The sequence below is a fragment of the Pseudonocardia yunnanensis genome, assembly GCF_039534065.1.
Classification (GTDB): Bacteria; Actinomycetota; Actinomycetes; order Mycobacteriales; family Pseudonocardiaceae; genus Pseudonocardia; species Pseudonocardia yunnanensis.
Genome location: NZ_BAAAUS010000014.1, coordinates 15,574 through 38,114 on the forward strand (window position 1 = coordinate 15,574; position 22,541 = coordinate 38,114).

Below are 22,541 nucleotides of genomic sequence, written 5' to 3' on the forward strand. Positions count from 1 at the left end.
ATGGCACGCACCCTGGTCGCATTCCACGCCCACCCCGACGACGAGGCTGTCCTCACCGCGGGAACCATGGCGCGGGCCACCGCAGAGGGGCACCGCGTCGTCCTCGTCATCGCGACCGACGGCGGCCGGGCACAGGCCGACATCGACGACGCTCGGCTGGGTGAACGTCGTCTGGGCGAGGCCCGCGAGAGCGCGCGAGCCCTTGGCGTCGCCCGGATCGAATACCTCGGATACGCCGACAGCGGCATGGACCCGCGGGCCGACCCCGTCCCGGCGGGACGGACCACGTTCGTTCGGGCGTCGGTGGCCGAGGCGGCACACAAGCTCGCGGCCATCCTGCACGAGGAGACCGCGGACGTCCTACTCAGCTACGACCGCAACGGCGGCTACGGCCACCCGGATCACATCCGGGCCCATGAGGTGGCTGCCACGGCAGCGCACCTGGCGCGCACCCCACGGGTGCTCCAGGCGACCGCTCCGCGCGACACCCTCTGCCGCGCGCTGAATCTCCTCGCCGCGGTCCACTGTCTCCCGCCGGGGCTCGACCGCTCGAGCTACGACCGCGCCTACAGCGCGCGCTCCGAGATCACCCACCGCATCTCGGTGTGCCGCTACGCCGGTCAGAAGCGCGCGTCCCTGCGGGCCCACGCCAGCCAGACGGCACTACACGGCGGCGCCGACCGGACCCTGGCCACGTTCCTGCGGATCCCCCGCCCCCTCTACGACATCGTCTTCGGACAGGAGTGGTTCATCGACCCCGACCACCAGGGACCGGTCTCACACGACGTCTTCGAAGGACTGCCGTGACAGCCGCCGCCTACCGAACTCGGCCGGCTTCTCACCGGGCTCGCAGGCGACGGTAACGCCGATCAGCGCCCAGCGTTTCGGCCAGTCGCGCGGCAGCCCCGACGACCATCCCGACCAGCCGGGCGGGAAGATACGGCGCCTGGACCTCCGCGCGGAACTCGCGCATGAACAACATCAGATCCACCGGCCGTGGCATCGCGCTCGCTCGGCGGCGCTGCTCCTGGGCGAGCCCGGCCGCGGTCCGCAGCAACTGCTCCATCTGCAACGCCGGCCGCGTCTCGACGTACACCACTGCGTCGATGGACCCCACGTTCGCGAAATGATGAGCCGTGCCCGCCGGCACGACGACCGAATCACCCGGCCCCACCACCACGGTGCGCCCCGCGATCCGGAAGCACAGCTGTCCCTCCCGAATCGTGAAACGCTCCTCCTGCCCAGGGTGGGTATGGCCGCTCGGAACCCTCCCTCCTGGTACAAGTCGGAGATCCCAGGCCAGCAACCGCCCGCCGGTTTGGGCAGCCGACTGACGGATCACGATCGTCTCCCCGCTGACAGGGTTGTGGATCACCTCGCCTGCCAGTGCCTCATCCGTGGTCATAGCAGCGATGATTGCGAGCGGGCGCGTCCGCCGCGTCCCCCTGGCGCAGGCACAAGACATCATGCGATCGACGTAGCCTCGAACCGGCAACTACAACGGCGGGCGTAGGAAGCCCTACGACCAGCCGAAGAGCCCAGAGCCTATGAGCACGTGGCCGCGAAGATCCACCGTGCGGCCCTCCGCAGCCGTTCGGCGTCGCACCCGGTGGGCCGCTGCGCCTCGTCCCCCAGGGACTTGTCACGCAAGTTGGTGGCGCCAGCGCGCGAAGGCGGTGACGATGCTCGTTGGAGCGGTGGCTCGGCGCAGCCGGCGTGTCTGGTCGTCGATGTAGTGCTGATAGAGCGGGATCAAGCCGGCGGCCAGCTCGGGGGCGACCTGCTCCGGGTCTAGTGGATGGCCTGCCCTAACGCGAGCGGCGAGACGGACCAGAGACGCTGCGGTGGGCTCCGGTTGGGCCAAATACCAGGCGATGGCCTCGGCGTTCGAGGCGGCGCGCCCGTCGGCCCTCGTGCTGGTGTAGAGGAAGCGGACCGGGAACAGCACGGCCTTGGTGAACCACACAGGATCGGTCAGGAGGCGGCAGGGGCGGCGGAACTCCGCTGTCACCTCGTCGGTCGCGAGGACGTCGACGGCGAACCGGGCGCTCTCCAGTAGCAGCTCGGCGGTGGCCGGGCGGGCCACCTGCTGCGTGACGTCGCGACCGAGCAGGAGTACACCGTGGGCAGCCAGTTCCAAGCGGTCGAGTGCGGGGAAACGACCGTCGTCGTGCCCGTCGCGCAGGGCCGGAAGTGAGCTCCAGAAGACGGACAGTTTGCGGTGCAAGCTGCCCTGCGCGCACAGGGTCTCCCCCGTGGTCGCGATGATGTTGTGATCGCCTTCGCGAGTGTCGGTGAGGACGACGGCGAGGTCGATGTCGCTGACTGCGGGTGCGTAGCCGCCGTACGCGAGGCTGCCCAGGAGGTACGCGCCGACCAGGCGTTCGGCGAATGCGTCCTGGTAGGCATGGGCGCTTTCGTCAGCGACTGCGCGGGCAGCGGCGGTGGAGTCGGTGGTGGTCATGCGGCGGCTACCTCGGTGTCTCGGCGGGCGCGCTCGGCGATGCGGTCGGAGACGACGGTGATGACCTGCCACGCGCGGTCAAGCACGGCGATGATGTTCTCGACGGTCCAGTCGCTGCGTTCGCGCAGGATCCGGTAGCCCATGTCGAGGTGCTCGGTGTCGGCTTCGTCGTGCAGTGCGAAGTAGGGGTCGCCGGGGAAGGCGCGGCAGCCCGCCTGGCTGAGGACGAGGCTCCCCGATTCGAGGGCGAGGTGGGCGAGGGCGGCACGCTGGACCCCGGGGAGTGTGGCGAGCTGGTCGACGAACCATGATGCGCCGGCTTCGATGACGGGGTCCCAGACGAGCCGCTGGTCGGTCGCGCGGCTGCGGGCCAGGATGGCGTCGTGCCCGATCTCTTCCTGCTGGTGCTGCAGGGCGAGCGTGCGAAGGTCCGGATCGGTCTCGAAGGTCACCCGGGCGCTGATCATGCGCTGGAAGGCGTTCGACCAGGGTTGTAGGTAGGTCAGGACGGCCTTCTTCGTTGTGTCGGGAGTGCCGTCGTCGACCAGGAGCCGGATCAGCTCCGATCCCGCGTATTCCCGCTGCCTGCCTTCGTTGTAGCTAGCGATCCGCGCCACATCCTGCTGGCTCATCGTCGGCCCCCTTCCGATAGTGCTGCGTGCTGGTCTCGCACCTGCCCACCAGGGAGTCCGAGGAGCGGGGCGGGTCGGTCGTAGACGGGAAACCGGAAGTACGTGGTGATGTCCCCTCGCCGGCCGGAGGCGCGGTAGCTGACCAGGGCCAGGAAGCCCCGGCTGTCCTCCAGCGGGCCGGGTGTCAAAGCGGTGGCGAGAGCATGCAACGGGCCAGGGTCGACGCCCTCGCGGCGCAGCAGCGCCGATGTCCGGTCCACGGCCTGCCGGTCGCTTGCCGCCAAGTCGGCCAGCCGCAGGTAGGTGGTGCTCTCGGCCGCTCGGTCGAGGCCAGGGCGGAACGCCAGGCAGCTCAGCGCGGCCTGCCCGGCGGCGGTGCCGCCGGCGGTCAATGTCCGATAGGCCGCCAGCGCGCTTTCGCCGTCGTGGCGAGCCGCTACCGAAGCAATGCGGTTCATCTCGCCGATGTCGGCACCGTGGTTGCGGTAGTAGATCTTGACTCGTGCGTCGGTCTCGTCGGTCTCGTCGATGGCGAAGAACTCGATTTCCCGCCGACCCGGGACGCTCTCGACGCGCTGACGGGCGTCGTCCCAGGCGGCGGCCATACCGAGTCGCTCCATGGCCTCTTCCACGGCGGCGTAACGCTCTGAGGGCGGCCATGCGTAGAGCCCGAGGTAGGTCTTGTAGACCTCTCGCGAGGGCGGGCGCCAGGCGAGTGAGCGCCACAGCGGCGCTGGTGATGGGCGCCCGGCACTCGGTGTGAAGATCTCACGAATCTGGCTGAACCGGCGGGTGACCGGTCTCGCGTGCTCCGCAGGCGAACCGAGGTCGTGGCCGTTGCCCACGGAGTCGAACAGCAGTCGCAACTCCGGGTGTCGCCCGGCCCAGTTCACTGACATTTCCGCCGGGAACCCGTCGTCCGCCACATAGGATGGCTGCGCAGGGGCCACTCCGATCCGCTGATCTGCCCACGCTGGAAGTGCGGCGCGCAGCATATGAGTTGTCCGGACCGCCTCGTCATTCGGAACTCCGAGTGCGTCACACGCCGTGAACCACAGTCCGTCGAGAAAGTCTCCGAATAGTTTTCCGTGTGCGGGAAACACTTTCTCCATATACCCCGTCGGGTGGCAGGCCACCCACCGAGGGTACCTACAGGTGCACGCTCCGCTACAGAGCTGTACCACATACGGCCTAATCTATTGGACAGTATGGGTGGCAGAACCTGCGCAAACGTCCCGTAGCGTTACAGCCCGGTCAGACCGAGGTCGGCGCCGCCGAGACCATCGCGTGCCTCACCAGCCGGACCAGGGCAAGCTTGCTCGACTCGCGGTCACGGACATCGCTCAAAATGACCGGCACTCGATCTGGGATGGCCAAGGCCGCGCGGACCTCTTCGATTGTGTAACGAGGAGCGTCGTCGAAACAGTTCACCGCGACGATGAACGGAATCGCCCGGCGTTCGAAGAAGTCGATCGCAGCGAAACTGGTCTCCAAGCGCCGGGTGTCGACGAGCACGATGGTCCCGATCGCGCCGCGCGCCAGGTCGTTCCACATGAACCAGAAGCGCTCCTGGCCCGGGGTGCCGAACAGGTACAGCACGTGCCGGCGCGAGATCGTGATCCGGCCGAAGTCGAGCGCGACCGTCGTCGTGCGCTTCCGTTCGACGCCAGTCAGGTCGTCGATGCCCGCGCTGGCCTCGGTGAGCACCTCCTCGGTGGTCAGCGGCGGGATTTCGCTGACCGAGCCGACCATGGTCGTCTTCCCGGTCCCGAACCCGCCGGCAATGACGATCTTCACCGGGGTGGGGAGGGAGTCCGCCCCCCGGTCGTCAGTATTTGATGAGGGCATCAAGAACCGCCTGAAGCGTGTCGAGGTCCGGCCCCTGCGCCGGACGGTAGGTGGGTGACCGCGTGATGACCAGACCGCCATCGATCAGGTCGCCGCACAGCACCCGGACGACCCCGAGCGGGAGCTGCAAGCGGGCCGCGATCTCGGCGATGGACACGGGCGGGCGGCTCAGCCGCACCACCGCGAGGTGCTCTGGGCTCAGCCCAGTGGGTTCCCGCTCCGCTCGCAGGGCCATCACCTGAGTGGACAGGTCGAGCTGCGCGGTGTCCGTCGGTGTTCGACCGTTCGTGATCGTGTACGGCCGCACGAGAGGCCCCGCGGACTCGTCGTACCAGCCGTCGTCCCCATTCACAGGGCCTCCGGAAGCAGGTGCGGAGCGTTGCGCGGGGCAGCCGCCAGATAGTCACCGACTCGCTTGACCAGGCGGTTCATCTCGTAGGCGACCGCCACGACGTCCACGCTGTCCTCCGCCAGCAGGGCCAGACAGGCCCCCCGGCCGGCCGCCAGGACGAACAGGTAGCCGCGCTCCATCTCGATCATGGTCTGCACCACATCGCCTCGAGAGAACTGGCGGCTGACGCCTTTGGCGAGGCTCTGCAAGCTGGAGGCGATCGCCGACAGCTGGTCCGAGTCATCCTTGCTCATGCCGGCGGATTTGCCGATCTGCAGCCCGTCTGCCGACAACACGATGGCGCTCTGGGCACCGACGACACGATTCACGACATCGTCGAGCAGCCAGCCGAGATCCGCTGTGACGCTTCCATGTCCGTTCATGTGAAACCCTTTCGTGTAACGCCGCGGACTACAAATCACCGGCGCTTTCACGCCCCAGGCGGGTGCCCTCGTAGAGCGCCGCCATGGAGCGCACCGCCCTGTCCCCGGATGGGGCCTCTCGCAGGCTCTCGTCGTCGGGCTCCTCCTTGAGCTCGGCGGCAAGATGTTGCTGGGGCATGCGCTGCGGCAAACGCGGCCGGTCATCATTGCGCTCGGGCGGCGGCTGTGGAGAGCCGGCGGCCCGCGCCGGCCCCGACGCTGGTGCAGGTGACACGGCAGGCGTGGAATCGGCCGCGCTCAGTGCCGGCGCTGGGTACGGTCCAGGCCTGGGGCGCGACGGTGCCGGGTACGGCCTGGGCCGAGGGCTCCCCGGTGCTGGCTGCACGAGCAGCGGGTCCGTGCGCGGCACGGATTCGGCGTTGTCGGACTGGTCCGCGTCCTGACTTTCCACCAGGTGCTCCGTGGGGATGAGCACGGTGGCCCGCAGGCCGCCGTACCGAGACGGGTCGAAGGTAACGCCGACGCGCAGCTTGGCCGCCAGGCGCGCAACCACGAACAGGCCCAAGCTGGAATCGGCTCGCAGCGCCATCGCATCGAATTCGGGCGCTGTGGCCATCATCTGGTTGGCCTGCTGGAGCACGTCGTCTTTCATGCCGAGCCCCTGGTCCGACACGTCGACCACGATCCCGCGGGCGACGCGACGACTGGTCACCTCGACCGGAGAGTTGTGCGGGGAGAACGAGGTGGCATTGTCGACCAGCTCGGCGATCATGTGCACGAGGTCAGCTACCACGCCCCCAACGACGGCGACGTCTGGGACCTGCTCGACATGGACTCGTGCGTACTCCTCGGTCTCCGACACCGCGGCGCGCAGCACCTCCATCAGCGCGACCGGCTTACGCCAGCGCCGACCCGGCTGCTTCCCGCCAAGGATGATCAAGTTCTCCGTGGTGCGGCGGGCCCGGGTGGCGAGGTGGTCAAGCTGGTACAGCGCCGCGAGCTGGGCCGAGTTCTCCTCCCTGCGCTCCAAGTCGTCGAGGAGCTTCAGCTGCCGATGAATCAGAGCCTGGCTGCGCTGCGCGATGCCGAGGAACACGGCGCTCAACCCGCTGCGGGCGTTCGCCTCGCCCATCGCGGCAGTGACCGCGGTCCGCTGCGCGACGTTGAATGCGTCGGCAACCTGGCCGATCTCGTCGCGACCGTGGTCAAGCTGGGGAAGCTCGTCCTGCAGCACGACGGGTTCGCCCCTCTGAAGGCGGGTCACGATGCTGGGCAGCCGGTTGTTGGCGAGGTCGAGTGAGTCATTGCGTAGCCGGGCGAGGCGCGTCATCAGCGCACGGTCGACGAGCGAACGCGACACCCGCACGGCGACGATGATCGAGACGAGCGAAGCGAGCAGTGCAAGGATGCTGCCGATGATCGCGTTGCGCAGTTGCGCGTCACCAGAGGTGAGAGCAGCGGCGGAGACCTTATCGGCCTGGTCCACGGCGACGTCGTTGAGACGTCCGGCGACGTCGTCGGTGATGCGCTTCCAGTCAGCTTCGGTCACAGGCACGTCCGCCCGCTCGGGGCCGGACCATGGGCCATGCCGCAGGAGCGCATCTTCCGCGTTGGCCAGCTGCTGCCAGGACGCGCTGGCGGTCAAGGCGTCGAACTTGACGCGGACCGAGGGATCCAGAAACGGCGCGATCTGAGTCAGCTGAGTGCGGTAGTAGCCGGACTGCTGCGTGAATCGCACGAAGGACTCAGGGGTCAACGTCCCGGACGCGAACGCCGCCGCCACGAGCGAACTTTCCCGCGACATCATTTCGGTGGCGCGGAAGACCGAGGTCGCGGTGGCACCGCCCAGCGCCGCTTGCGCATCAGGTACCACCCGGGCCTGGGTGTCGAACAGGTTCGCCGCCGCGTCCAGCACCCCGTCGTAGTAGGTGCTCACCTGCGTCTGGTCGATGCTCCGGAGAATGATCTGCGAGCGCAGCACCGGCAGCTGCTCAAACTGATTCCTCAGAGCGGTGACCTGGTTGGCGATCTCGTCGGGCGCGGTGGAAATCGTGGCGTCGAAAGCAGCCTCGAGCGCCGCGAGTCGCTCGTCCGTCACTCGCTGCTGGTTGGGCAGCTGCGACTGCACCGGTGCAGGATTGTCGAGGTACTGCAGGGCGAGCTGCCGTTCCTCCTGAAGGGCGGCGAGCGCGGCGACGGCAGGGATAGACACCTCACGCACAGACGCCGCGACCGCTCGGACGTAGAAGCCGGTGACGAAGAAGTACGAGGACACCAAACCCCAGAGCGCCAACAACGTGAGACTGGGGATGAGGACAGTCCTGGTGAGCCTCTGCCGGATCGACTTGTCGTAGGGCCTGTCGGCCTCGCCCTTGTCCTTTTCTGGTTGCACGGTTCACGAACTCCTGAGGGACAGTCGGTCGAGGGAGAGTAGGGACCCAGCCGAGGAGGCAGACACGACGGTCCCGGTGGTCAGCCGCGCGGGCGGAGAAGTTCGCCAGGTGCGAGCGAGGGCGGTCGGCGTCCCGCCAGGCCAGCCGGAACAGAGCCCTGGTAGTTCCGCAATCCCTCGTACGACGGAAGTACCCGCACCCGGTGCAGCGCGCTCGAACGGCGCCTCCGCGACTTCGCGCGGCAGCGCGCGGGTCGCATCGGCGTCCGCGTCGAGGTACCCCATCTCGACCACGGTGAGCATGCCGCGGGCGCTACGCACCATCCGCAACCAATCCAGCCATGCCCCTCCGCCCCTGTGCAACAGGCCGCGATCTTGCCAGGCCGGTGGCAACTTGATGATCTTGCCAGGCCAGCTGGCAACTTGATGATCTTGTCAGGCCGGTGGCGGCTTCACTGAGACAGGTGCCACGTTGCTGAGGCTCCGTTGCTACCTCGGCTCTGGCGCGCGTACCTCCCAAGCTCGCCGTGTCTGCCGCCACCGGTGACTGGAATCGACCTGGCCTCCGAATATGAATCCGCCGCGCCGCCAGCACCGCCACCCGCCCGGTCGAAGCGAACATCATCACCGCGATCGGAGAGCTGCGAACTAGTGGCTCGTCACGCAGCCTTGGCCGGGTAATCGGTCCATGTCCGGATCGGTGATCCGGCTGCGAAGTGCACCTTCGGTTGGGCTCGGGCGTCGCACCAGCGCACGTAGCTGGCGATGGCGGTGTTCTGCTCGGCGTGACTGCGGTGGTCGGTGCCGTTGAGCGCGAAGTAGCGCAGCGCCGCGAACTCGGCCTCGATCCAGTTCAGCCATGACCCGTAGGTGGGCAGGAACACCAACTCGACGGCGTCGGCATGGCACCAGGCGCGGACGTGGGCGTGGCGGTGGGGCGAGAGGTTTCGCAGACAAAGTAGAGCTTCTCGCCCGCCCAGCGAGCCCGCAGCGTCTTGAGCAGGTCGAGGAACTCAATCCAGCGCTTCTGCGCCCGGATTCGGTAAAACAGCTTGCCGCTGGCCAGGACACCCCGCCGGCTCGCAGGATCCGACGCAGCGTCTCCCGGCTGATCGCCACAACGATCCCTTCAGTGAGCAGGTGCTCACGCAGCTTGGTCAGCGACCAGGTCGAGAAGCCGGTCAGGCCCCAGTCGGCGGGGGACGTCCTGGCGATCGCGGGAGATCCAGTTCCGGAGCTGCTCACCGATCCGCTTCCGGCGTCCCCCGCTCGGTTTTGGGTCCAGCGCGTCAAACCCCCGCTCGTTGAACGCGTGGATCACATCACGCACGTAGTCGTCGCTGACCTGCAACAACGAGCTGATGTCCCGGACGGTCTGGCCCTGGCCCGACATCATCACCACGATCGCGCGACGCATCCGCACTGGGTTGCGCGCGGTCCGGGTGACCCGCTACAGCCTCTGACCTTCGTCCATAGACAACACCCGCACGAACACGCTCGGCCTGCGCGCCACACCCACCTCCCGCACTCGGTGCGCAGGCAGCGTCCCGGCCTCACCCGACGAGATCAATTACCTGGTGGGCTCAGCGTATCGAGCCACTAGATCGTGTCCAGCCCGGTGGCTCCATCGCAACGATCAGCGTTTCCACAGGTAGAAACGCCGATGGGCGGCTCCCCCGACGTAGGGAACCGCCCATCGTGCCGTCGGGACGACGAGATTTGAACCTGCGATCCCTTGACCCCCAGGCTTGCAACTATTCCGTCAGAACCACTGCAACAGAGCTCGATACCCATGGTGAGACGTCTGCGGAAGTCCACGTCCGTCTCAGCAGCATCGCTGTCGTCACCCACTCTGTCACTCGGTCTCCGGCCTTCTGCCATGCCTGCCACCCAGCTGCACCAAAGGGGAAACGCGACCTCAATCCAGGCTTACAAATCGTCGGGCTCGGCGCCTACGGCGCGACCATTCGCCAGACCAGCCAGGACCCGGTGCTTCAGCGGTCAGGCACACCCCCGGGGGTCCGCGGCGGCTGCCCGATGGACCCGCCAGGGGCGCGGAGAGTCGACGCCGATCTGATCCGGCCCAGAGCTCAGCCGGCCAGCACAGCCAGTTCACGCCATTCGGGCAGGGGCAGGTCAGAACTGGTGCCCACCACATGCAAACAGACGTGATCGGCGCCGGCTTGGTGGTGCGCACGCACGCGGTTCCCGATGGCCTCCAGATCACCCCATGCGACGACTTCGTCGATGAGCCGGTCGCTGCCACCACCGCCCAGGTCCTCCTCGGTGAACCCCTGGCGGAGCAGGCTCCGAGCATAGTGGTCCATGGAGAGAAACATGCCGAGGAAATTCCGGGCGGCGGTGCGCGCCTTACCCGGGTCACGTTCTAGCACGACTGCCTGATAGGGAGCGAGGAGCGGGCCGTCCCCGAGCCGCTCCCTGGCCGTGGCCGAGTATTCCGGGGTGACCATGAAGGGATGAACTCCGGCGGTGCGCTGTGCTGCCAGCTCCATCATTTTGGGACCGAGGGCAGCAATGACGCGTTCTTCTGCAAGCAGCGGAGTGGGAGCCTTATCGAGTTCATCGAGGTAGGCATTCATGTCCGACAGCGGTCGGTAGGCTTGTCCTGCGCTCCGCGCGGCATCCGGATCACTGACACCGAATCCAAGGACCAGGCGCCGGCCGTACTTGTCCTGCAGCCGTTCATGTCCGGCAGCCATTTCAGTGGCCTGGTGCCGCCAGATACTCATCACCCCGACCGCGATCGTCGTGCTCCGAGTGGCCCGCAGCAACCGCTCCGAGTCGTCGAGGATCTCCCCACCGCCCAGGCCCGGGATCCACAATGCTCCCCAACCCAGGTCATCGAGCTCGGCCGCAGCATCTGTGATCTGCCCCGGATCCGCCATCCGCAGCTCGATGCTCCAAATTCCAGTTCGTCCCAAGTCCATCGCATGCATCCCGTCTGTGCTCGTAATAGTTCCCACCGTCCTTCAGCAGCGGCAGCGCGCCACCTGACAAATGGATGATCGTGCCGACGGTCGAGCTATGCGCCGTATCCGCCGTCGATCCTCAGCACCGCGCCGGTGACGTACGAGGCCTGCGGGCTCGCAAGAAAGACGACGCCCGCAGCGAGCTCCTCCGGCCTGCCGTAGCGTCCCATCGCGGTGGTCGGGAGGAACATCGCTGCGTACGGGCCTTCGGCGGGGTTCATCTCGGTGTCCACGAATCCGGCCTGGATGACGTTGACCGTGATGCCCCGGTGGGCCAGGTCACGCGCGGCGCCCCGGCTGTAGCCCTCGAGCGCCGACTTCGCGCCGGAGTAGTCGGTCATCCCGGAGAAGCCGACCCGCGATCCCACGCCCGAGCTGATGCTGATGATCCGGCCGCCGTCGGGAAGCAACGGAAATGCTGCCCTGATCGCGGCCACAACACTGGTGTAGTTGATAGCGAGCTGGCGGTCGAAGGCGGCCTCATCGGCGGCCTCGCTGTCGATCGGGGCGGCGACGGTCACACCGGCGTTGTTGACCAGGATGTCCAGCTTCCCGAAGTGCTCCACCACGCGGTGGATGAGGCCCGCCGCCTGCACCGGATCCGCTTGGTCGGCCTGGAACGCCGCCGTGCGCACTCCCCTGGCTTCCAGGTCGGCGACCACGGCCTTCGCCTGATCCGCCGAGGATGAGTAGCTGATCGCGACGTCGGCTCCCTCGTCGGCCAGCGCCCGCGCCGACGCCGCCCCGATCCCCCGTGACCCGCCGGTCACGATCGCAACCTTGTTGTCGAGCTTTCCCATGCGCTTCCCATTTCCCGAGGTACGGCTTCGCCGCAGAAGTGAATGTGGAGAGCGGTACCGGCGCCGGTGGTTCCCGCGCACCGAGAGCGCGGCGAGCCTGGATGTGCCCACCGCGGGGTTCTTGACCGCTCAGTCCACCATAGACGTGGTGGACCGTTCGGTCAAGAACCCGTATCCTGACCACATGGCGCGCCCGCGATCGTTCGACGAGAAGAAGGTTCTGCACGCGGTCCGTGACCAGTTCTGGGACGCCGGCTATGCCGCGACGTCGCTGGAGGACCTGATGCGGGTCAGCGGGTTGGGCAAGGGCAGCCTCTACGCCGCGTTCGGCGACAAACACCAGCTCTTCCTCCGCGCCCTACGCAGCTACACCGACGACAGTCACGGCTATCTGCGGGAAGCCCTCGCCAACACCCCACGGGCCCTGGATGCGCTGCGCATGTTGGTCTTGGGGCCGGCCGACGAATCGAGCGGCGCGGCCACGCGGCGTGGCTGCCTGATGGCCAACAGCACATGCGAGCTCGGCAACGCCGATCCGGAGGTCCTCGCCCATGCCCACGGCACCTACGAGACGAGCACCGCGCTGATCGGCGAATGCGTCGCCCGGGCACAACGCGAAGGCGACGTGCCGGCCGACGCGGATCCGACCGCACTGGCGCGGGCCCTGCTGGCCGCGCAACAAGGGGTGGTGTTCATGGGCCGAACCGGGATGGACACGGCCACACTCGCCGCCACGGCACGATCACTCGCCGACCAACTCCTGCCGATCCCCTCCACCGGTTGAGCCGTGGCCGCCTTGCCACCGCTACGACTTCCCACCGGCGTCCTGAGCTGAAGTGGTTCAACTCCTACCGTCAGCCCGAGGACCACGGTTGGCGGCGCGAGCACCTCGACGCCGGATCCGCTCCCGCAACTCTGACGTAGGGAATGCCTCCGACACCGGCATCAACAATGGCTTCGGTTTCGCATTCAAGGAGGACGACCGGAACCTGCAGCACCGTTTCACCGGACCCTCTCCCTCCTTGAGGCCGACCCCGAGGGCGAAAGGCCGTCGGGGAGTCCCGACCCTCGCCGAGAAGGTCTGAGCTCCTCGTGGCCCGACACCGGCCCGAAAACAGGCGTTGAGTCAGAGACAAGCACCGTATGGGCCCTCGGCGGCCGCGCGGCTCGGGGGCATCCGAGCACCGATCGTTGTGCGGATCGACCACGGGTGGTGACGAGCAGGTAGTAGAGGACGGCGCGGATGCCGGCCTCGCCCAGCGCGCGGGTGTTCGCGTCGGCGTGGCTGGCCGACAGCATGTTGGTGCGCCAAGTTGACGACGTCGTCACGCCGGCAGTTAAGGGCTGCAGCGCTCCCCAGAGCACCCTGACGTGGCCACGCCCCCACACCGAGGACGAGCGGAGGCCGTGAATCTCCCCTGTGACGGGGGGTGCGGCCGCTGGGTGGCGCCGTTGAGGTGTCACAAATCGCGCATGAGCGATCTAGGGGATATCAGGAGTATTTCAACAGAGAAGTTAAAAATTCCTCTCAGCCGAGTCGCGCGACACATGTGCGATCCACTGATCGTTTACCGTCGCTTCAGGCTAGATTGGTTCTCCGGTTCCACCGTTACTCCACGCTAGGTGACGGTCACCCAGCGCACGGAACACTCCTCCGCGAGTAGTCGTGCTGAGCTCGACGCCGAATTCGAATAAGGAAGTTGATCAGTTGCACTACCGCAGTCAGCATGGCCGTCGCGACGAACATGTGCAGGGCTCGCCAGTGCACAGTCACCGGCGGCACAACGATGAGCGATCGACGAGAGGCGGCTACACTCCGGAACAACTTGCCGTGATGACCCTGCAGCGTTCTGCGGGCAATCGCGCGGTCGCCCGGTTGATCGAGTCGCAACGGGCCGAATCAGGGCCCGCGCCGGAACCGACACATGTGCCAGAGGTGCTCCGCAGTAATGGCCGGTCGCTGGAGTCGAGCGTTCGTGCTCAAATGGAGGAGAGCCTCGGCGCGGACTTCTCCCGAGTCCGGATACACACCGACACGGTCGCCCAGCGGTCCGCTCTCGAGATCGGCGCCCGTGCCTACACCTCGGGTCAGCACGTGGTACTCGGTGCCGGGGGGAGTGACCCGCACACCCTGGCTCACGAGTTGTGGCACGTGCGGCAGCAGAGCCGTGGCCCGGTGGCGGGCACCGATGCGGGTAACGGCCTGTCGATCAGCGATCCGCACGATCGTTTCGAACGCGAGGCCGAGATGATGGCGGACCGCGCGGTCGGCGGACACCGGTCCCCGGCCCCGCTGGACCGACCGCTCGCCACGGGCGTGACACACGACAGCGGATCCGGTCTGCCCGTACAGCGGGCGCCGTTCTTCGGATCGTCGGAGACCTCTGATGTGGCCGCGCTGGCGGATGCGGGTCGGAGGAAACGTCTGGAGCGCGACTACGGACCCTTGGTGGGACCTCACCGGGTCAAGCCGGAGTCCGAACTCGCAGATGACGAAAAGGTCCGGCTCAACCCGGTGTGGTACCGGCTCGAGGACTTTCCTCCAGCGCTCCTTCTGGACCGGGGACGACAAGCCGTCTGGTGCTTCTCGGTCGGTGCACGCGGGGAGATCCTGATGGGCACCGAGATGATCGACACGGTGGTCGAGGACGCAGAATGGACTCGGCTCTTCGACGGAATGCATGAGAAGAACCCCACGCTCACCATGGAAGACCTGCGGATGGGACTGAACGCCTCGGGCCATCCGACCATTGCGGCAGGATTCGAGTCGCTCGGCCGAACGAAGACCCAGCCGGCCAGGTTCTCGGGCGAGTTGCTCTGGAGCGGCCCGGCGGAGGGCGAGCAGGGGCCCGGCCATTTCGTCATCAACGACAAGTCTGGTCGTTACATGGGTCCCAAGGTGCGTCCCGGGCTCAGGACGGAGGATTCTCTGCGGTGGATGGACAATGTCGCCCGCCGGATGAGCCAGCATTTCGGAATTGCGATCGGACTGGCCGAGACGAAGCACGGCACGTGACCGTCTGGTCGCACCACGAGAGTCGGCTAACGACATCATCACGGAGTCATGGAGGCTTCACCGGAGGGCACAACGGCGGATACACCGGAGGCTGACCGCATTCCTGACCTATCTCAGCGATGCCGCCGGCGCAGCACGCCCTTCGTGACGGCGATGTCCGAGTGGGCTCGCTATCGGTCGAATTTGGTTACGCGCTGGAGACTGCGTTCAGCACAGCATTCAAACGGGCCGACGCCGTCAACTGACAACCAGGCGGATCCTGGCCAACCAACACGTCATCCCGGCACTGGGAGCACGCAAGCTCCGAGACCTGTCCGCCGAAGATGCCGACCGCTGGCTCGCCGAGAAGGCCGAGATCCTCAGCACCCGCAGCTGCGGCACACTCCTGGCCGACCTCGACGCCCATGCCGAGCTCGGCGATCCGCCCGCCCGCGATCCGCAGCCACCCGTGGTCGACGAGGCCGCTCGCCGACGTATACCCCGGCGAGGACACGGTCCGCCGTGGTCACGTGGCCGCCACCGCCGGCTCGCGGTCGCTGGCGAGCAGCCTGCGGACGGCGGCCTGTGCGCACACGCGCGAGGCGCCGTAGGTGCGGATCCAACCTCGGAAGCCCGAGAGGTCGAGCTCCGGCACACCCATGTCGACGGCGACGATCCCCGGATGTGCGGTCAGCAGCGCGTCGACGAGCGGGCGCTGCCATTCGAAGCGGTGCGGGCTGCGCACCAGCAGCACGACGTCGCCCGCGTCGCCGAATTCGCCGCGGAACTGCCCGACCTCGGCCCGCACGGCCGCCGCGCCGTTGTAGGAGCCGCCCGCGATCGTGATCGTCTCGACCTCCCGGCCCTCCTGGCGCAGCAGGTCCACGACGCTCGACCCCGCCCGGCCGGCGGCCGGCGAGTGCGTCGGCTGCAGCTCGACTACGAGGGTCCGCTCGCCGTGTAGCACGACGTCGCCGTCGACCTCGGTCACCCGCTCCGCGAGGCGCTCCCCGATCGAGGCGTCGCGGGCGGCGAGGTCGGCGCGCGGGCGGGTGCCGAGCCGGGCCAGCCGGGCGTTAGCGTCGCGCAGGCGCTCGACCGAGAGCGTGCCCGCGTGCACAGCGGCGACGATCGCGTCGATGGCGGTGGCGGTGTCCTCGTCGAACGCGGCGGAGCCCAGGCACAGGGCGTCCGCCCCGGCGGCGATCGCGGCCGGCGCCGAGACCTCCAGCGGCGCGACGTCGTGGATGCCGGCCATCTCCAGCGCGTCGGTGATGATGACGCCTTCGTAGCCGAGCTCGCCGCGCAGGATCACGGTGAGCAGCTCGTGGCTGATCGTCGCCGGCACGTCGTCGACCTGGGGCAGCAGATCGTGCGAGACCATGATGCTGTCCACGCCGGCGGCGATCGCGGCGCGGAACGGGTCGAGGTAGGACTCCAGCAGCTCCTCCCGGGAGATGTCGATCCGAGGCGAGCCGAGGTGCGCGTCGGTGCCGCTGGCGCCGTGGCCGGGGTAGTGCTTGGCGCACGCACTGACGCCCGCGGCCTGCAGCCCCTCGACCCAGGCAGCCGCATGCCGGCTGACCAGGTCCCGGTCGGCGCCGAAGCAGCGGATGCCGTTCGGGCTGAGCGGGTTCACCGCCGCGTCGACGGCGGGCGCCAGGTCCCAGTCCACCCCGGCCTCGACCAGCGATAGTCCGATCTGGAAGGCCGCCTCGCGGGTGGCGTCGAGGTCGTCGAGCCGGCCGAGCGCCCGGTTGCCCGGCACCGAGATGCCGCCGGCGTCCTCCAGTCGGTTGACGTCGCCGCCCTCCTCGTCGATCGCGACGAGGACGTGGTCGCGCAGCTCATGCAGGCGCGCGGTCATCGTGCGTACCTGCGCCGCGTCGGTGATGTTCCGGCCGTAGGGGATGAACCCGCCGACCCCGTCGGCGATCCGCGCCTCGACCCACCGCGGCACGACGGTGCGGCCGACGGCCGGAATCAGTACCCCGGCGGCGAGCCGACGCAGCTCGGTGACGGTCGGCTCGGAGTGATCGGTCCCGGTCATGAAGGGAGGTCCTTTCGGTACGAGGGAGCGGACGGAGTCGCGCAGAGAGAACAGCTCAGCCCTTGACGGCACCGGCGGTCATCCCGGTGACCAGCCGGCGCTGCACGAACAGGAAGAACACGAGTACGGGTAGCGAGAAGATCACCGACGCGGCCACCGTCGAGCCGTAGTCGACGCCCTCCGCGGTCTGGAACGACACCAGCCACACCGGCAGGGTCTGGTTCTCCGGGGACTGCAGCAGGACGTAGGCGAACAGGTAGTCGTCCCAGGCGTTGATGAACGCGAAGATCGAGGTTGCGACGATCCCGGGCGCCAGCAGCGGAAGCTGCACGTGCCAGAACGTCCGCAGTCGGGTGCAGCCGTCGATCGCGGCGGCCTCCTCCAGCTCGACCGGGATGCCCTCGACGAAGCCGCGCAACGTCCAGATGGTGAACGGCAGCACGAACGACAGGTAGGTGAGGACCAGCCCGGGCACGAAGTCGAGCGCCCCGATCTCGCGGAGCATCAGGTAGAGCGGGATCACCATGGCCGCGCCGGGGATCATCTGCACGAGCACCAGCACGATGACGAACATCCGGCGGCCGGTGAACCGGTGTCGCACGATCGCGATGGACGCGGCCAGCGACACCAGCATCGCGAGCACGACCGTGGTCAGCGAGGCGACCAGCGAGTTGCGCGCGTACCCCCAGAAGTTAGGGTTGTCCATTGCGCTGGCGAAGTTCTCCACGCTCACCGGCAGCGGCAGGAACTCCGGCACCAGCGACGACACTCGCCCCGGATCCTTGAACGCGGTGTTGAACATCCAGTACACCGGGAACACCACGATCGCCGCGGCGACCAACGCGAACACGTTCGGCACGATGCGGCGGTGCCGGGCGAGACGCATCCGCATCACTTCACCTCCCCGCTGGCGATGAGCCGACGCACGTACAGCACGGCGAACACCGCGAGCACCGCGACGGTGAGTACGGCGACGGTCGACCCGAGGCCGTAGTCGTTGCGGGTGAACGCGGTCAGGTAGGAGAACACCCCGAGCGTCATGGTGGCGTCGTCCGGCCCGCCCTGGGTGAGCACCCAGAACGGGGTGAAGGAGTTCACCGACCAGATGACCTCCAGCACGACCAGGATCGCCAGCAGCGGCCGCAGCATCGGATAGGTCACGTAGCGGAACGACTGCCAGGCATTGGCCTTGTCGATCGTCGCCGCCTCGTAGAACTCCGCCGGGATCTGACCGAGCGCCGCGTACATCGTCAGCACGACGAACGGCAGCCCCTTCCACACGATCAGCAGCAGTACGACGCCCAGTGCCGAGGCCGGCGTGGCGAACCAGTCGCGCGCGCTCAGGTCACCGAAGACCTGCAGTTGGGTGCCGATCCAGTTGAGCACCCCGTACTGGGGCTGGAACATCCACTGCCAGATGACGACCGCGGACACCATCGGCATCGCCCACACCAGCACCAGGCAGACGCTGAGCACCAGGCCCACCCAGTGCGACACCCGCAGGAGGAGCGACGCGAGTGCGAACCCCACTGTCATCAGGACCCCGACGGTGACCGCGGCGACGAAGGCTGTGCGCAGCAGCACCCACCAGAACGTCGGCGCCCCCAGTACCTCGAGGTAGTTGTCGGCGCCGACGAACGGCGCCTCGCCGGTGAACAGCGACCGCGGGCCGTAGTCCTGCAGGGACAGCACGACCAGCTGCAGGATCGGCCAGCCGAGCACCACCACGAGCACTACGACCGCGGGCGCGATCAGTGTGTACGGGAGCAGGCGCCCCCGTTGGGTGGGCCGGCCTCCGGTCTGCGGCGGCCCGGCCCGGCCGGTGCCGGGCACGGTGTCGTTCGTCAGGGGCACGGCGACCATGACGGGCTCCTTCCTCGTGGCAGGACCGGCTCAGTCGCCCAGCGCGTTGAGGGTCTCGGTGGCGTGCGTGTCGTACGCCGCGGCAGCCGCCACCGGGTCGTCACCACTGGCGATCCGGGCGAAGAACTTCTCGTTGAACTGCTCGTTCTCCAGCGTCGCCTGCCCCGGACTCGACGGGACCGGGCGGCTGACCGTCGCCGCCTGCGCGCCGAGCCGGATGTGCTCCGGCGCGTCCGTGGGCAGGAAGCCGGGCACGATCGGCAGCTGGTTGATGGCCGAGGTCATCGACTTCTGGAACGACTCGCTCGTGAGAATGTGCAGGAAGTCGGTCGCGAGCTCCTGGTTCGGGCTGTTCTGCGCGACGCCGATGGTGGAGCCGGCGATGATCACCGGCAGCGGGGCGCCCTCGGTGTAGCCCGGCATGATGAAGTAGCCCAGGTCGGGCTCCAGCGACGGGTCCATCTCCAGCACGGCACCGCGTTCCCACGCCCGCATGTAGATCATGGCCGAGTTGCGGTCGGCGAAGATGCGGTCCTGGTCGGGGCTGTCGGTGTTGGCGGTGCGGCTGGACGGCACCGGCGAGCACCCGTTCTGGAACGCGCGCCAGGCCTGTAATCCGGCGATGTTCTCCGGACTCGACATCTGCGCGGTCCACTGTCCGTCGGTCTGGGTCGCCAGCTCGCCGCCCTTGCCGAACAGGAACGGGACGCCTGCGAACCAGTACTCGCCCGGCATGTAGAGCGGCGAGAAGTTGGGCACGCCGGCGTTCGCCGCGGCGAGGGCGTCGCAGTCGGCGAGCAGCTCGTCGAGGGTCGTGGGCGGCTCGGAGATGCCCGCCTCCGCGAACTTGGCGCGGTTGTACATCACGATCTTCGTGCCGCCGTACAGCGGCGCCGCGTAGGTGTTGCCGTCGTAGGTGGTGAGCGCCGAGAGACCCTCCAGCCACTCGTCGGAGCGCTCGAACCCGGCCGGGTCGAGCTGGGCGAGGGCGCCGGAGTAGGTGAACAGCGGCGTCTGGGTGTTGCCCATCTCGACGATGTCCGGCGGGTCGTCGGAGGCCAGCGCGGTGGTCAGCCGGGTCACGATCTCGTCCCACTGCTGAATCTCGACCTTGACCTCCGCCTCGGGGTGCGCCTGCTTCAGCGCGGAGATCGCCTCCTCGATGACCGGGTTGTCACCGGGACCGCCGGTCATCATCCAGACCGTGAGCGACCCGTCCCCGCTCGACGGGCCGGGGCCTCCGCCTGCGCAGGCACTGAGCGCGAGACTGGCGGCGGCGAGGGCAGCACCCCAGGTGATCGACTTCCTGACCTGCATCACGGGTTCCTTCCGTTCAGGACGGTGCGTGACAGTGACGGTTCGCGGGAGCGGTGAACGACGGGCGACGCGGTGAGCGCCGCGATGACCTCAGCCGGGTCTGCTCGTACGGTGGTGGCCGTCTGTTCGTCGACCCCCATGGACCGGTAGCTGCGGCCCAGCGCGGCGGCCATGGCGCCGACCAGCCCGCCGGCCTGACCGAGCCGGGAGTGCCTGAGCTCGGCGAGGACGCCGACCGTCTCGGCGACCTCGTCGCGCACCTCGTTGAGCATCGGCTGGTCCAGCGAGTCGGAGAAACCGCCGGTGAACAGGATCCGGCCAGGCTCGTACGCGAGCGCGGTGATCGAGACGAGGTGCACGAGCGCCTCACGCACCTCGGCGACGAGAGCAGCATGCTGCTCGCGGTCGGCGAAGATCTCGGCCGCCGACCCGATCGCGGCCCCCTTGGAACGCGCGTACGCGACGAGCCCGGCGCCCGAGACCAGGTCACGCAGCCGTTCACGGCGCCCTGGCAGCCGCAGGCGTCCGAACTCCCCCAGCAGACCTTCGGAGCCCACCAGCAGGTGTCGGTCGATCGCGACAGCGGAGCCGAGACCTGTGCCGAGGCTGAACAGGACGGCGGTCTCGTCCTCCGGGATGCCGCCGAAGTGCAGCTCGCCGCGCAGGCCGAAGTTCGAGTCGTTACCGACGACGACCGGCGCCGGCATGCCGGCCGTGATCGCTTCGACGAAGGCCGTGCCGACGATCTGGCCGAGGTTCTGCGAGCCGACAACGCGGTCGGCGGTCGCGGCGACGACACCGGGCAGGCCGATCGCCACCGCCCGCAGCGGCATGTCGTCGGCATGGTCTCGGACGAGCGTCTGCACGCCATCGACGAGCCAGCCGGCGAGCTCCTCGGCAGCCAGCTCGCGCGGGGTCGCCTCGTGTGATCGCACGACCGCACGGCCGAGCGCGTCCGCGAGCACCATGCGGCAATGGGTGCCGCCCAGGTCGATGCCGACGACGAGCGCGGCGCGCGGATCGAGATTGAGCGCTGCTGCGTGGCGGCCGGGGCCTTGACGCACGATCTTGCGCTGCTCGAGAACGATGCCTTGGGTGAGCAGGTCGTCGACGATCCGGGCGACGGTCGGAAAGCTGAGGCCGGTGCTGGCGGCGAGCCGCGCTCGGTCCATCTCCTCGCCGGACAGCAGCTCGGCGAGGACCAGCCCTCGACTGGTGGTGCGGGGACGCGAGCTCTTCAAAATTCCTCTCAGGGTAATAATAAAGGCGCGAGAAAATATTAACCCATGCGGGCTTGATCTACGCAACGAACGTGTAAACCGGCCGGGCATGGTCCGGTCAGGCGCGGCGATGGACACGGAACTCGCACGGGACGGGCCGATGCGCTTCTCCAGGCCTCGACGGTGGAGCAGGAAGTCGGTCCGCTCGGCCCGCAAGCCGCGATCGGCCCGCGTAGCTGTCCGGGACATCGGCGAGCCAGGCTCGTCCTGGCCGATCCGAAGGATCACCTCCCCCCGACGCGACCTCGCCGAACGGGCCTCGCCCCGTCGCGGCCAGGAACAGCACGGACCCGAGGGGGCGGGTTCAACCGAGCACAGTTCCACGAGCTGCCCGAAGCTGGTCACCAGCCGTGGCGGGAACGCTCCGAAGCTCTGGTGAGCAGCGCCTGCCCCGAACGCGTTGGCCGGGTAGCCGGCCCGACGTCGCGACAGGCCGCCCCTGCGGAAGATCACGGCCGACGTCCGAGCGTTCTCCAACCAGGACCGCAGCTGCTACGGCCCTGCCTTCGATCTCGCGGAGGTGGATCCCTGTGGACGCAACGGCACGTTCCTCGCGGCCCTGCAGGCCTCTACCTGGTTCATCTGCAGGATCCGGATTCAGGGAAGACGAGGAACCGACGGGCGTCCTCACGAGCCGTGGCCCGCTACCTCGCCGCGTGCCTGCCCACCCTCGGCCCCGCCCGCGGACGGTCCGCTGTGCGCCATCGACATCGACGGCGTGCTGGAAGCCGGCGCCTTCGGCTTCTCCGCGATCACCCCCACCGCGACGACCGCCCTGCGCGCGCTGGCCGCGCACGGCTACCGAGCTGCCAGCCGGACTGTGGCGAGTCGAACCGCCGGCGTAACTCGTCAGCGTCCTGATCCAGCGGCCGAGTTCGTCAGGTGTGCGACAATTCGATAAAACGACACAACAGGAACAGCGCGTCCGACTTCGCCCGGCGCCGACCCGTTCTGATTGCGGACGGTCGCGGCACACCGTCTCACTGTCCGAATTTTCAGGGTCACATGCATCTTGTCACGAGTCGCGCCTGGCGCTCGAATAATCGGTCGAAACTGCACCTGAATCACCACACAGCGTCCACAGCCAGGGTAAAGAAAGCCCCAGCGAACCCAACTGTTCGATGATGGACTTCACA

20 protein-coding genes are annotated in these 22,541 nt (G+C 68.1%); 3 read left to right on the plus strand and 17 right to left on the minus strand.

Going from position 1 to position 22,541, the window contains the following annotated elements; translation table 11 throughout:
• Positions 1 to 807 (plus strand): PIG-L deacetylase family protein, encoded by an 807-nt coding sequence (locus ABD743_RS15800; RefSeq protein ID WP_344722825.1) that lies wholly within the window; start codon positions 1 to 3, stop codon positions 805 to 807.
• A 31-nt stretch (positions 808 to 838) separates the two neighbouring features.
• Here ABD743_RS15800 and ABD743_RS15805 read toward each other — a convergent pair whose 3' ends face one another.
• From ABD743_RS15805 to ABD743_RS15860, 12 genes are all read right to left on the minus strand, one after another.
• Positions 839 to 1,405: a cupin domain-containing protein gene (locus tag ABD743_RS15805; protein WP_344722826.1), complete on the minus strand. Its 567-nt coding sequence runs from the start codon at positions 1,403 to 1,405 to the stop codon at positions 839 to 841.
• Between the two features lie 237 nt (positions 1,406 to 1,642).
• A complete protein-coding gene (locus tag ABD743_RS15810) occupies positions 1,643 to 2,464 on the minus strand; it encodes a nucleotidyltransferase domain-containing protein (RefSeq protein WP_344722827.1) in 822 nt (273 codons plus the stop codon).
• Entirely contained in the window at positions 2,461 to 3,096 is a 636-nt protein-coding gene (locus tag ABD743_RS15815; protein ID WP_344722828.1) for a hypothetical protein, read from the minus strand. Before ABD743_RS15815 ends, ABD743_RS15810 begins: the two co-directional genes overlap by 4 nt.
• A complete protein-coding gene (locus ABD743_RS15820; RefSeq protein WP_344722829.1) occupies positions 3,093 to 3,995 on the minus strand; it encodes a hypothetical protein in 903 nt (300 codons plus the stop codon). Before ABD743_RS15820 ends, ABD743_RS15815 begins: the two co-directional genes overlap by 4 nt.
• Positions 3,996 to 4,350: 355 nt before the next feature.
• Positions 4,351 to 4,944 carry a GTP-binding protein gene (locus tag ABD743_RS15825; RefSeq protein WP_344722842.1) on the minus strand — a complete coding sequence of 198 codons (594 nt, stop codon included), beginning with the start codon at positions 4,942 to 4,944 and terminating at the stop codon, positions 4,351 to 4,353.
• Positions 4,925 to 5,296 carry a DUF742 domain-containing protein gene (locus ABD743_RS15830; protein WP_344722830.1) on the minus strand — a complete coding sequence of 124 codons (372 nt, stop codon included), beginning with the start codon at positions 5,294 to 5,296 and terminating at the stop codon, positions 4,925 to 4,927. The genes ABD743_RS15825 and ABD743_RS15830 overlap by 20 nt, the downstream gene beginning before the upstream one ends.
• Positions 5,293 to 5,718, minus strand: coding sequence for a roadblock/LC7 domain-containing protein (locus ABD743_RS15835; RefSeq protein ID WP_344722843.1), 426 nt, complete (start codon positions 5,716 to 5,718; stop codon positions 5,293 to 5,295). The genes ABD743_RS15830 and ABD743_RS15835 overlap by 4 nt, the downstream gene beginning before the upstream one ends.
• A 28-nt stretch (positions 5,719 to 5,746) precedes the next feature.
• Positions 5,747 to 8,110 carry a nitrate- and nitrite sensing domain-containing protein gene (locus ABD743_RS15840; RefSeq protein WP_344722831.1) on the minus strand — a complete coding sequence of 788 codons (2,364 nt, stop codon included), beginning with the start codon at positions 8,108 to 8,110 and terminating at the stop codon, positions 5,747 to 5,749.
• 659 nt (positions 8,111 to 8,769) lie between these two features.
• Positions 8,770 to 9,090, minus strand: coding sequence for a transposase (locus tag ABD743_RS15845; protein WP_344722844.1), 321 nt, complete (start codon positions 9,088 to 9,090; stop codon positions 8,770 to 8,772).
• Between the two features lie 164 nt (positions 9,091 to 9,254).
• Positions 9,255 to 9,527 carry a helix-turn-helix domain-containing protein gene (locus tag ABD743_RS15850; RefSeq protein WP_344722832.1) on the minus strand — a complete coding sequence of 91 codons (273 nt, stop codon included), beginning with the start codon at positions 9,525 to 9,527 and terminating at the stop codon, positions 9,255 to 9,257.
• Positions 9,528 to 10,200: 673 nt separating this feature from the next.
• Complete coding sequence (locus ABD743_RS15855; protein ID WP_344722833.1) at positions 10,201 to 11,067, minus strand: TIGR03620 family F420-dependent LLM class oxidoreductase; 867 nt, start codon at positions 11,065 to 11,067, stop codon at positions 10,201 to 10,203.
• Between the two features lie 86 nt (positions 11,068 to 11,153).
• A complete protein-coding gene (locus ABD743_RS15860; protein WP_344722834.1) occupies positions 11,154 to 11,900 on the minus strand; it encodes an SDR family NAD(P)-dependent oxidoreductase in 747 nt (248 codons plus the stop codon).
• Between the two features lie 184 nt (positions 11,901 to 12,084).
• On the opposite strand from ABD743_RS15860, the gene ABD743_RS15865 reads away from it, so the two are divergent.
• Both ABD743_RS15865 and ABD743_RS15870 read left to right on the plus strand, forming a co-directional pair.
• Positions 12,085 to 12,684, plus strand: coding sequence for a TetR/AcrR family transcriptional regulator (locus ABD743_RS15865; protein ID WP_344722835.1), 600 nt, complete (start codon positions 12,085 to 12,087; stop codon positions 12,682 to 12,684).
• An 882-nt stretch (positions 12,685 to 13,566) separates the two neighbouring features.
• Positions 13,567 to 14,916: an eCIS core domain-containing protein gene (locus tag ABD743_RS15870; protein ID WP_344722836.1), complete on the plus strand. Its 1,350-nt coding sequence runs from the start codon at positions 13,567 to 13,569 to the stop codon at positions 14,914 to 14,916.
• Positions 14,917 to 15,421: 505 nt separating this feature from the next.
• On the opposite strand, the gene ABD743_RS15875 is transcribed toward ABD743_RS15870, so the two are convergent.
• The 5 genes from ABD743_RS15875 to ABD743_RS15895 are packed head-to-tail and all read right to left on the minus strand — an operon-like array spanning position 15,422 to position 21,633.
• Positions 15,422 to 16,945: a glycoside hydrolase family 3 protein gene (locus ABD743_RS15875; protein WP_344722837.1), complete on the minus strand. Its 1,524-nt coding sequence runs from the start codon at positions 16,943 to 16,945 to the stop codon at positions 15,422 to 15,424.
• Positions 16,946 to 17,000: 55 nt separating this feature from the next.
• The gene (locus ABD743_RS15880) at positions 17,001 to 17,837 is read right to left on the minus strand and encodes a carbohydrate ABC transporter permease (RefSeq protein WP_344722838.1); all 837 of its coding nucleotides are present in this window, start codon (positions 17,835 to 17,837) and stop codon (positions 17,001 to 17,003) included.
• Complete coding sequence (locus ABD743_RS15885) at positions 17,837 to 18,808, minus strand: carbohydrate ABC transporter permease (protein ID WP_344722839.1); 972 nt, start codon at positions 18,806 to 18,808, stop codon at positions 17,837 to 17,839. Before ABD743_RS15885 ends, ABD743_RS15880 begins: the two co-directional genes overlap by 1 nt.
• 30 nt (positions 18,809 to 18,838) lie before the next feature.
• Entirely contained in the window at positions 18,839 to 20,125 is a 1,287-nt protein-coding gene (locus ABD743_RS15890) for an extracellular solute-binding protein (protein WP_344722840.1), read from the minus strand.
• A complete protein-coding gene (locus ABD743_RS15895) occupies positions 20,125 to 21,633 on the minus strand; it encodes an ROK family protein (RefSeq protein WP_344722841.1) in 1,509 nt (502 codons plus the stop codon). Before ABD743_RS15895 ends, ABD743_RS15890 begins: the two co-directional genes overlap by 1 nt.
• Positions 21,634 to 22,541: the final 908 nt, after the last annotated feature.

What these genes read in the sequence shown, in the direction of transcription:
- ABD743_RS15800 (WP_344722825.1), top strand. Translation starts at nt 1, where the DNA reads ATGGCACGCACCCTGGTCGCATTCCACGCCCACCCCGACGACGAGGCT.
- ABD743_RS15805 (WP_344722826.1), bottom strand. Translation starts at nt 1,405, where the DNA reads ATGACCACGGATGAGGCACTGGCAGGCGAGGTGATCCACAACCCTGTC.
- ABD743_RS15810 (WP_344722827.1), bottom strand. Translation starts at nt 2,464, where the DNA reads ATGACCACCACCGACTCCACCGCCGCTGCCCGCGCAGTCGCTGACGAA.
- ABD743_RS15815 (WP_344722828.1), bottom strand. Translation starts at nt 3,096, where the DNA reads ATGAGCCAGCAGGATGTGGCGCGGATCGCTAGCTACAACGAAGGCAGG.
- ABD743_RS15820 (WP_344722829.1), bottom strand. Translation starts at nt 3,995, where the DNA reads ATGTCAGTGAACTGGGCCGGGCGACACCCGGAGTTGCGACTGCTGTTC.
- ABD743_RS15825 (WP_344722842.1), bottom strand. Translation starts at nt 4,944, where the DNA reads ATGCCCTCATCAAATACTGACGACCGGGGGGCGGACTCCCTCCCCACC.
- ABD743_RS15835 (WP_344722843.1), bottom strand. Translation starts at nt 5,718, where the DNA reads ATGAACGGACATGGAAGCGTCACAGCGGATCTCGGCTGGCTGCTCGAC.
- ABD743_RS15850 (WP_344722832.1), bottom strand. Translation starts at nt 9,527, where the DNA reads ATGCGTCGCGCGATCGTGGTGATGATGTCGGGCCAGGGCCAGACCGTC.
- ABD743_RS15855 (WP_344722833.1), bottom strand. Translation starts at nt 11,067, where the DNA reads ATGCATGCGATGGACTTGGGACGAACTGGAATTTGGAGCATCGAGCTG.
- ABD743_RS15860 (WP_344722834.1), bottom strand. Translation starts at nt 11,900, where the DNA reads ATGGGAAAGCTCGACAACAAGGTTGCGATCGTGACCGGCGGGTCACGG.
- ABD743_RS15865 (WP_344722835.1), top strand. Translation starts at nt 12,085, where the DNA reads ATGGCGCGCCCGCGATCGTTCGACGAGAAGAAGGTTCTGCACGCGGTC.
- ABD743_RS15875 (WP_344722837.1), bottom strand. Translation starts at nt 16,945, where the DNA reads ATGACCGGGACCGATCACTCCGAGCCGACCGTCACCGAGCTGCGTCGG.
- ABD743_RS15880 (WP_344722838.1), bottom strand. Translation starts at nt 17,837, where the DNA reads ATGCGGATGCGTCTCGCCCGGCACCGCCGCATCGTGCCGAACGTGTTC.
- ABD743_RS15885 (WP_344722839.1), bottom strand. Translation starts at nt 18,808, where the DNA reads ATGGTCGCCGTGCCCCTGACGAACGACACCGTGCCCGGCACCGGCCGG.
- ABD743_RS15890 (WP_344722840.1), bottom strand. Translation starts at nt 20,125, where the DNA reads ATGCAGGTCAGGAAGTCGATCACCTGGGGTGCTGCCCTCGCCGCCGCC.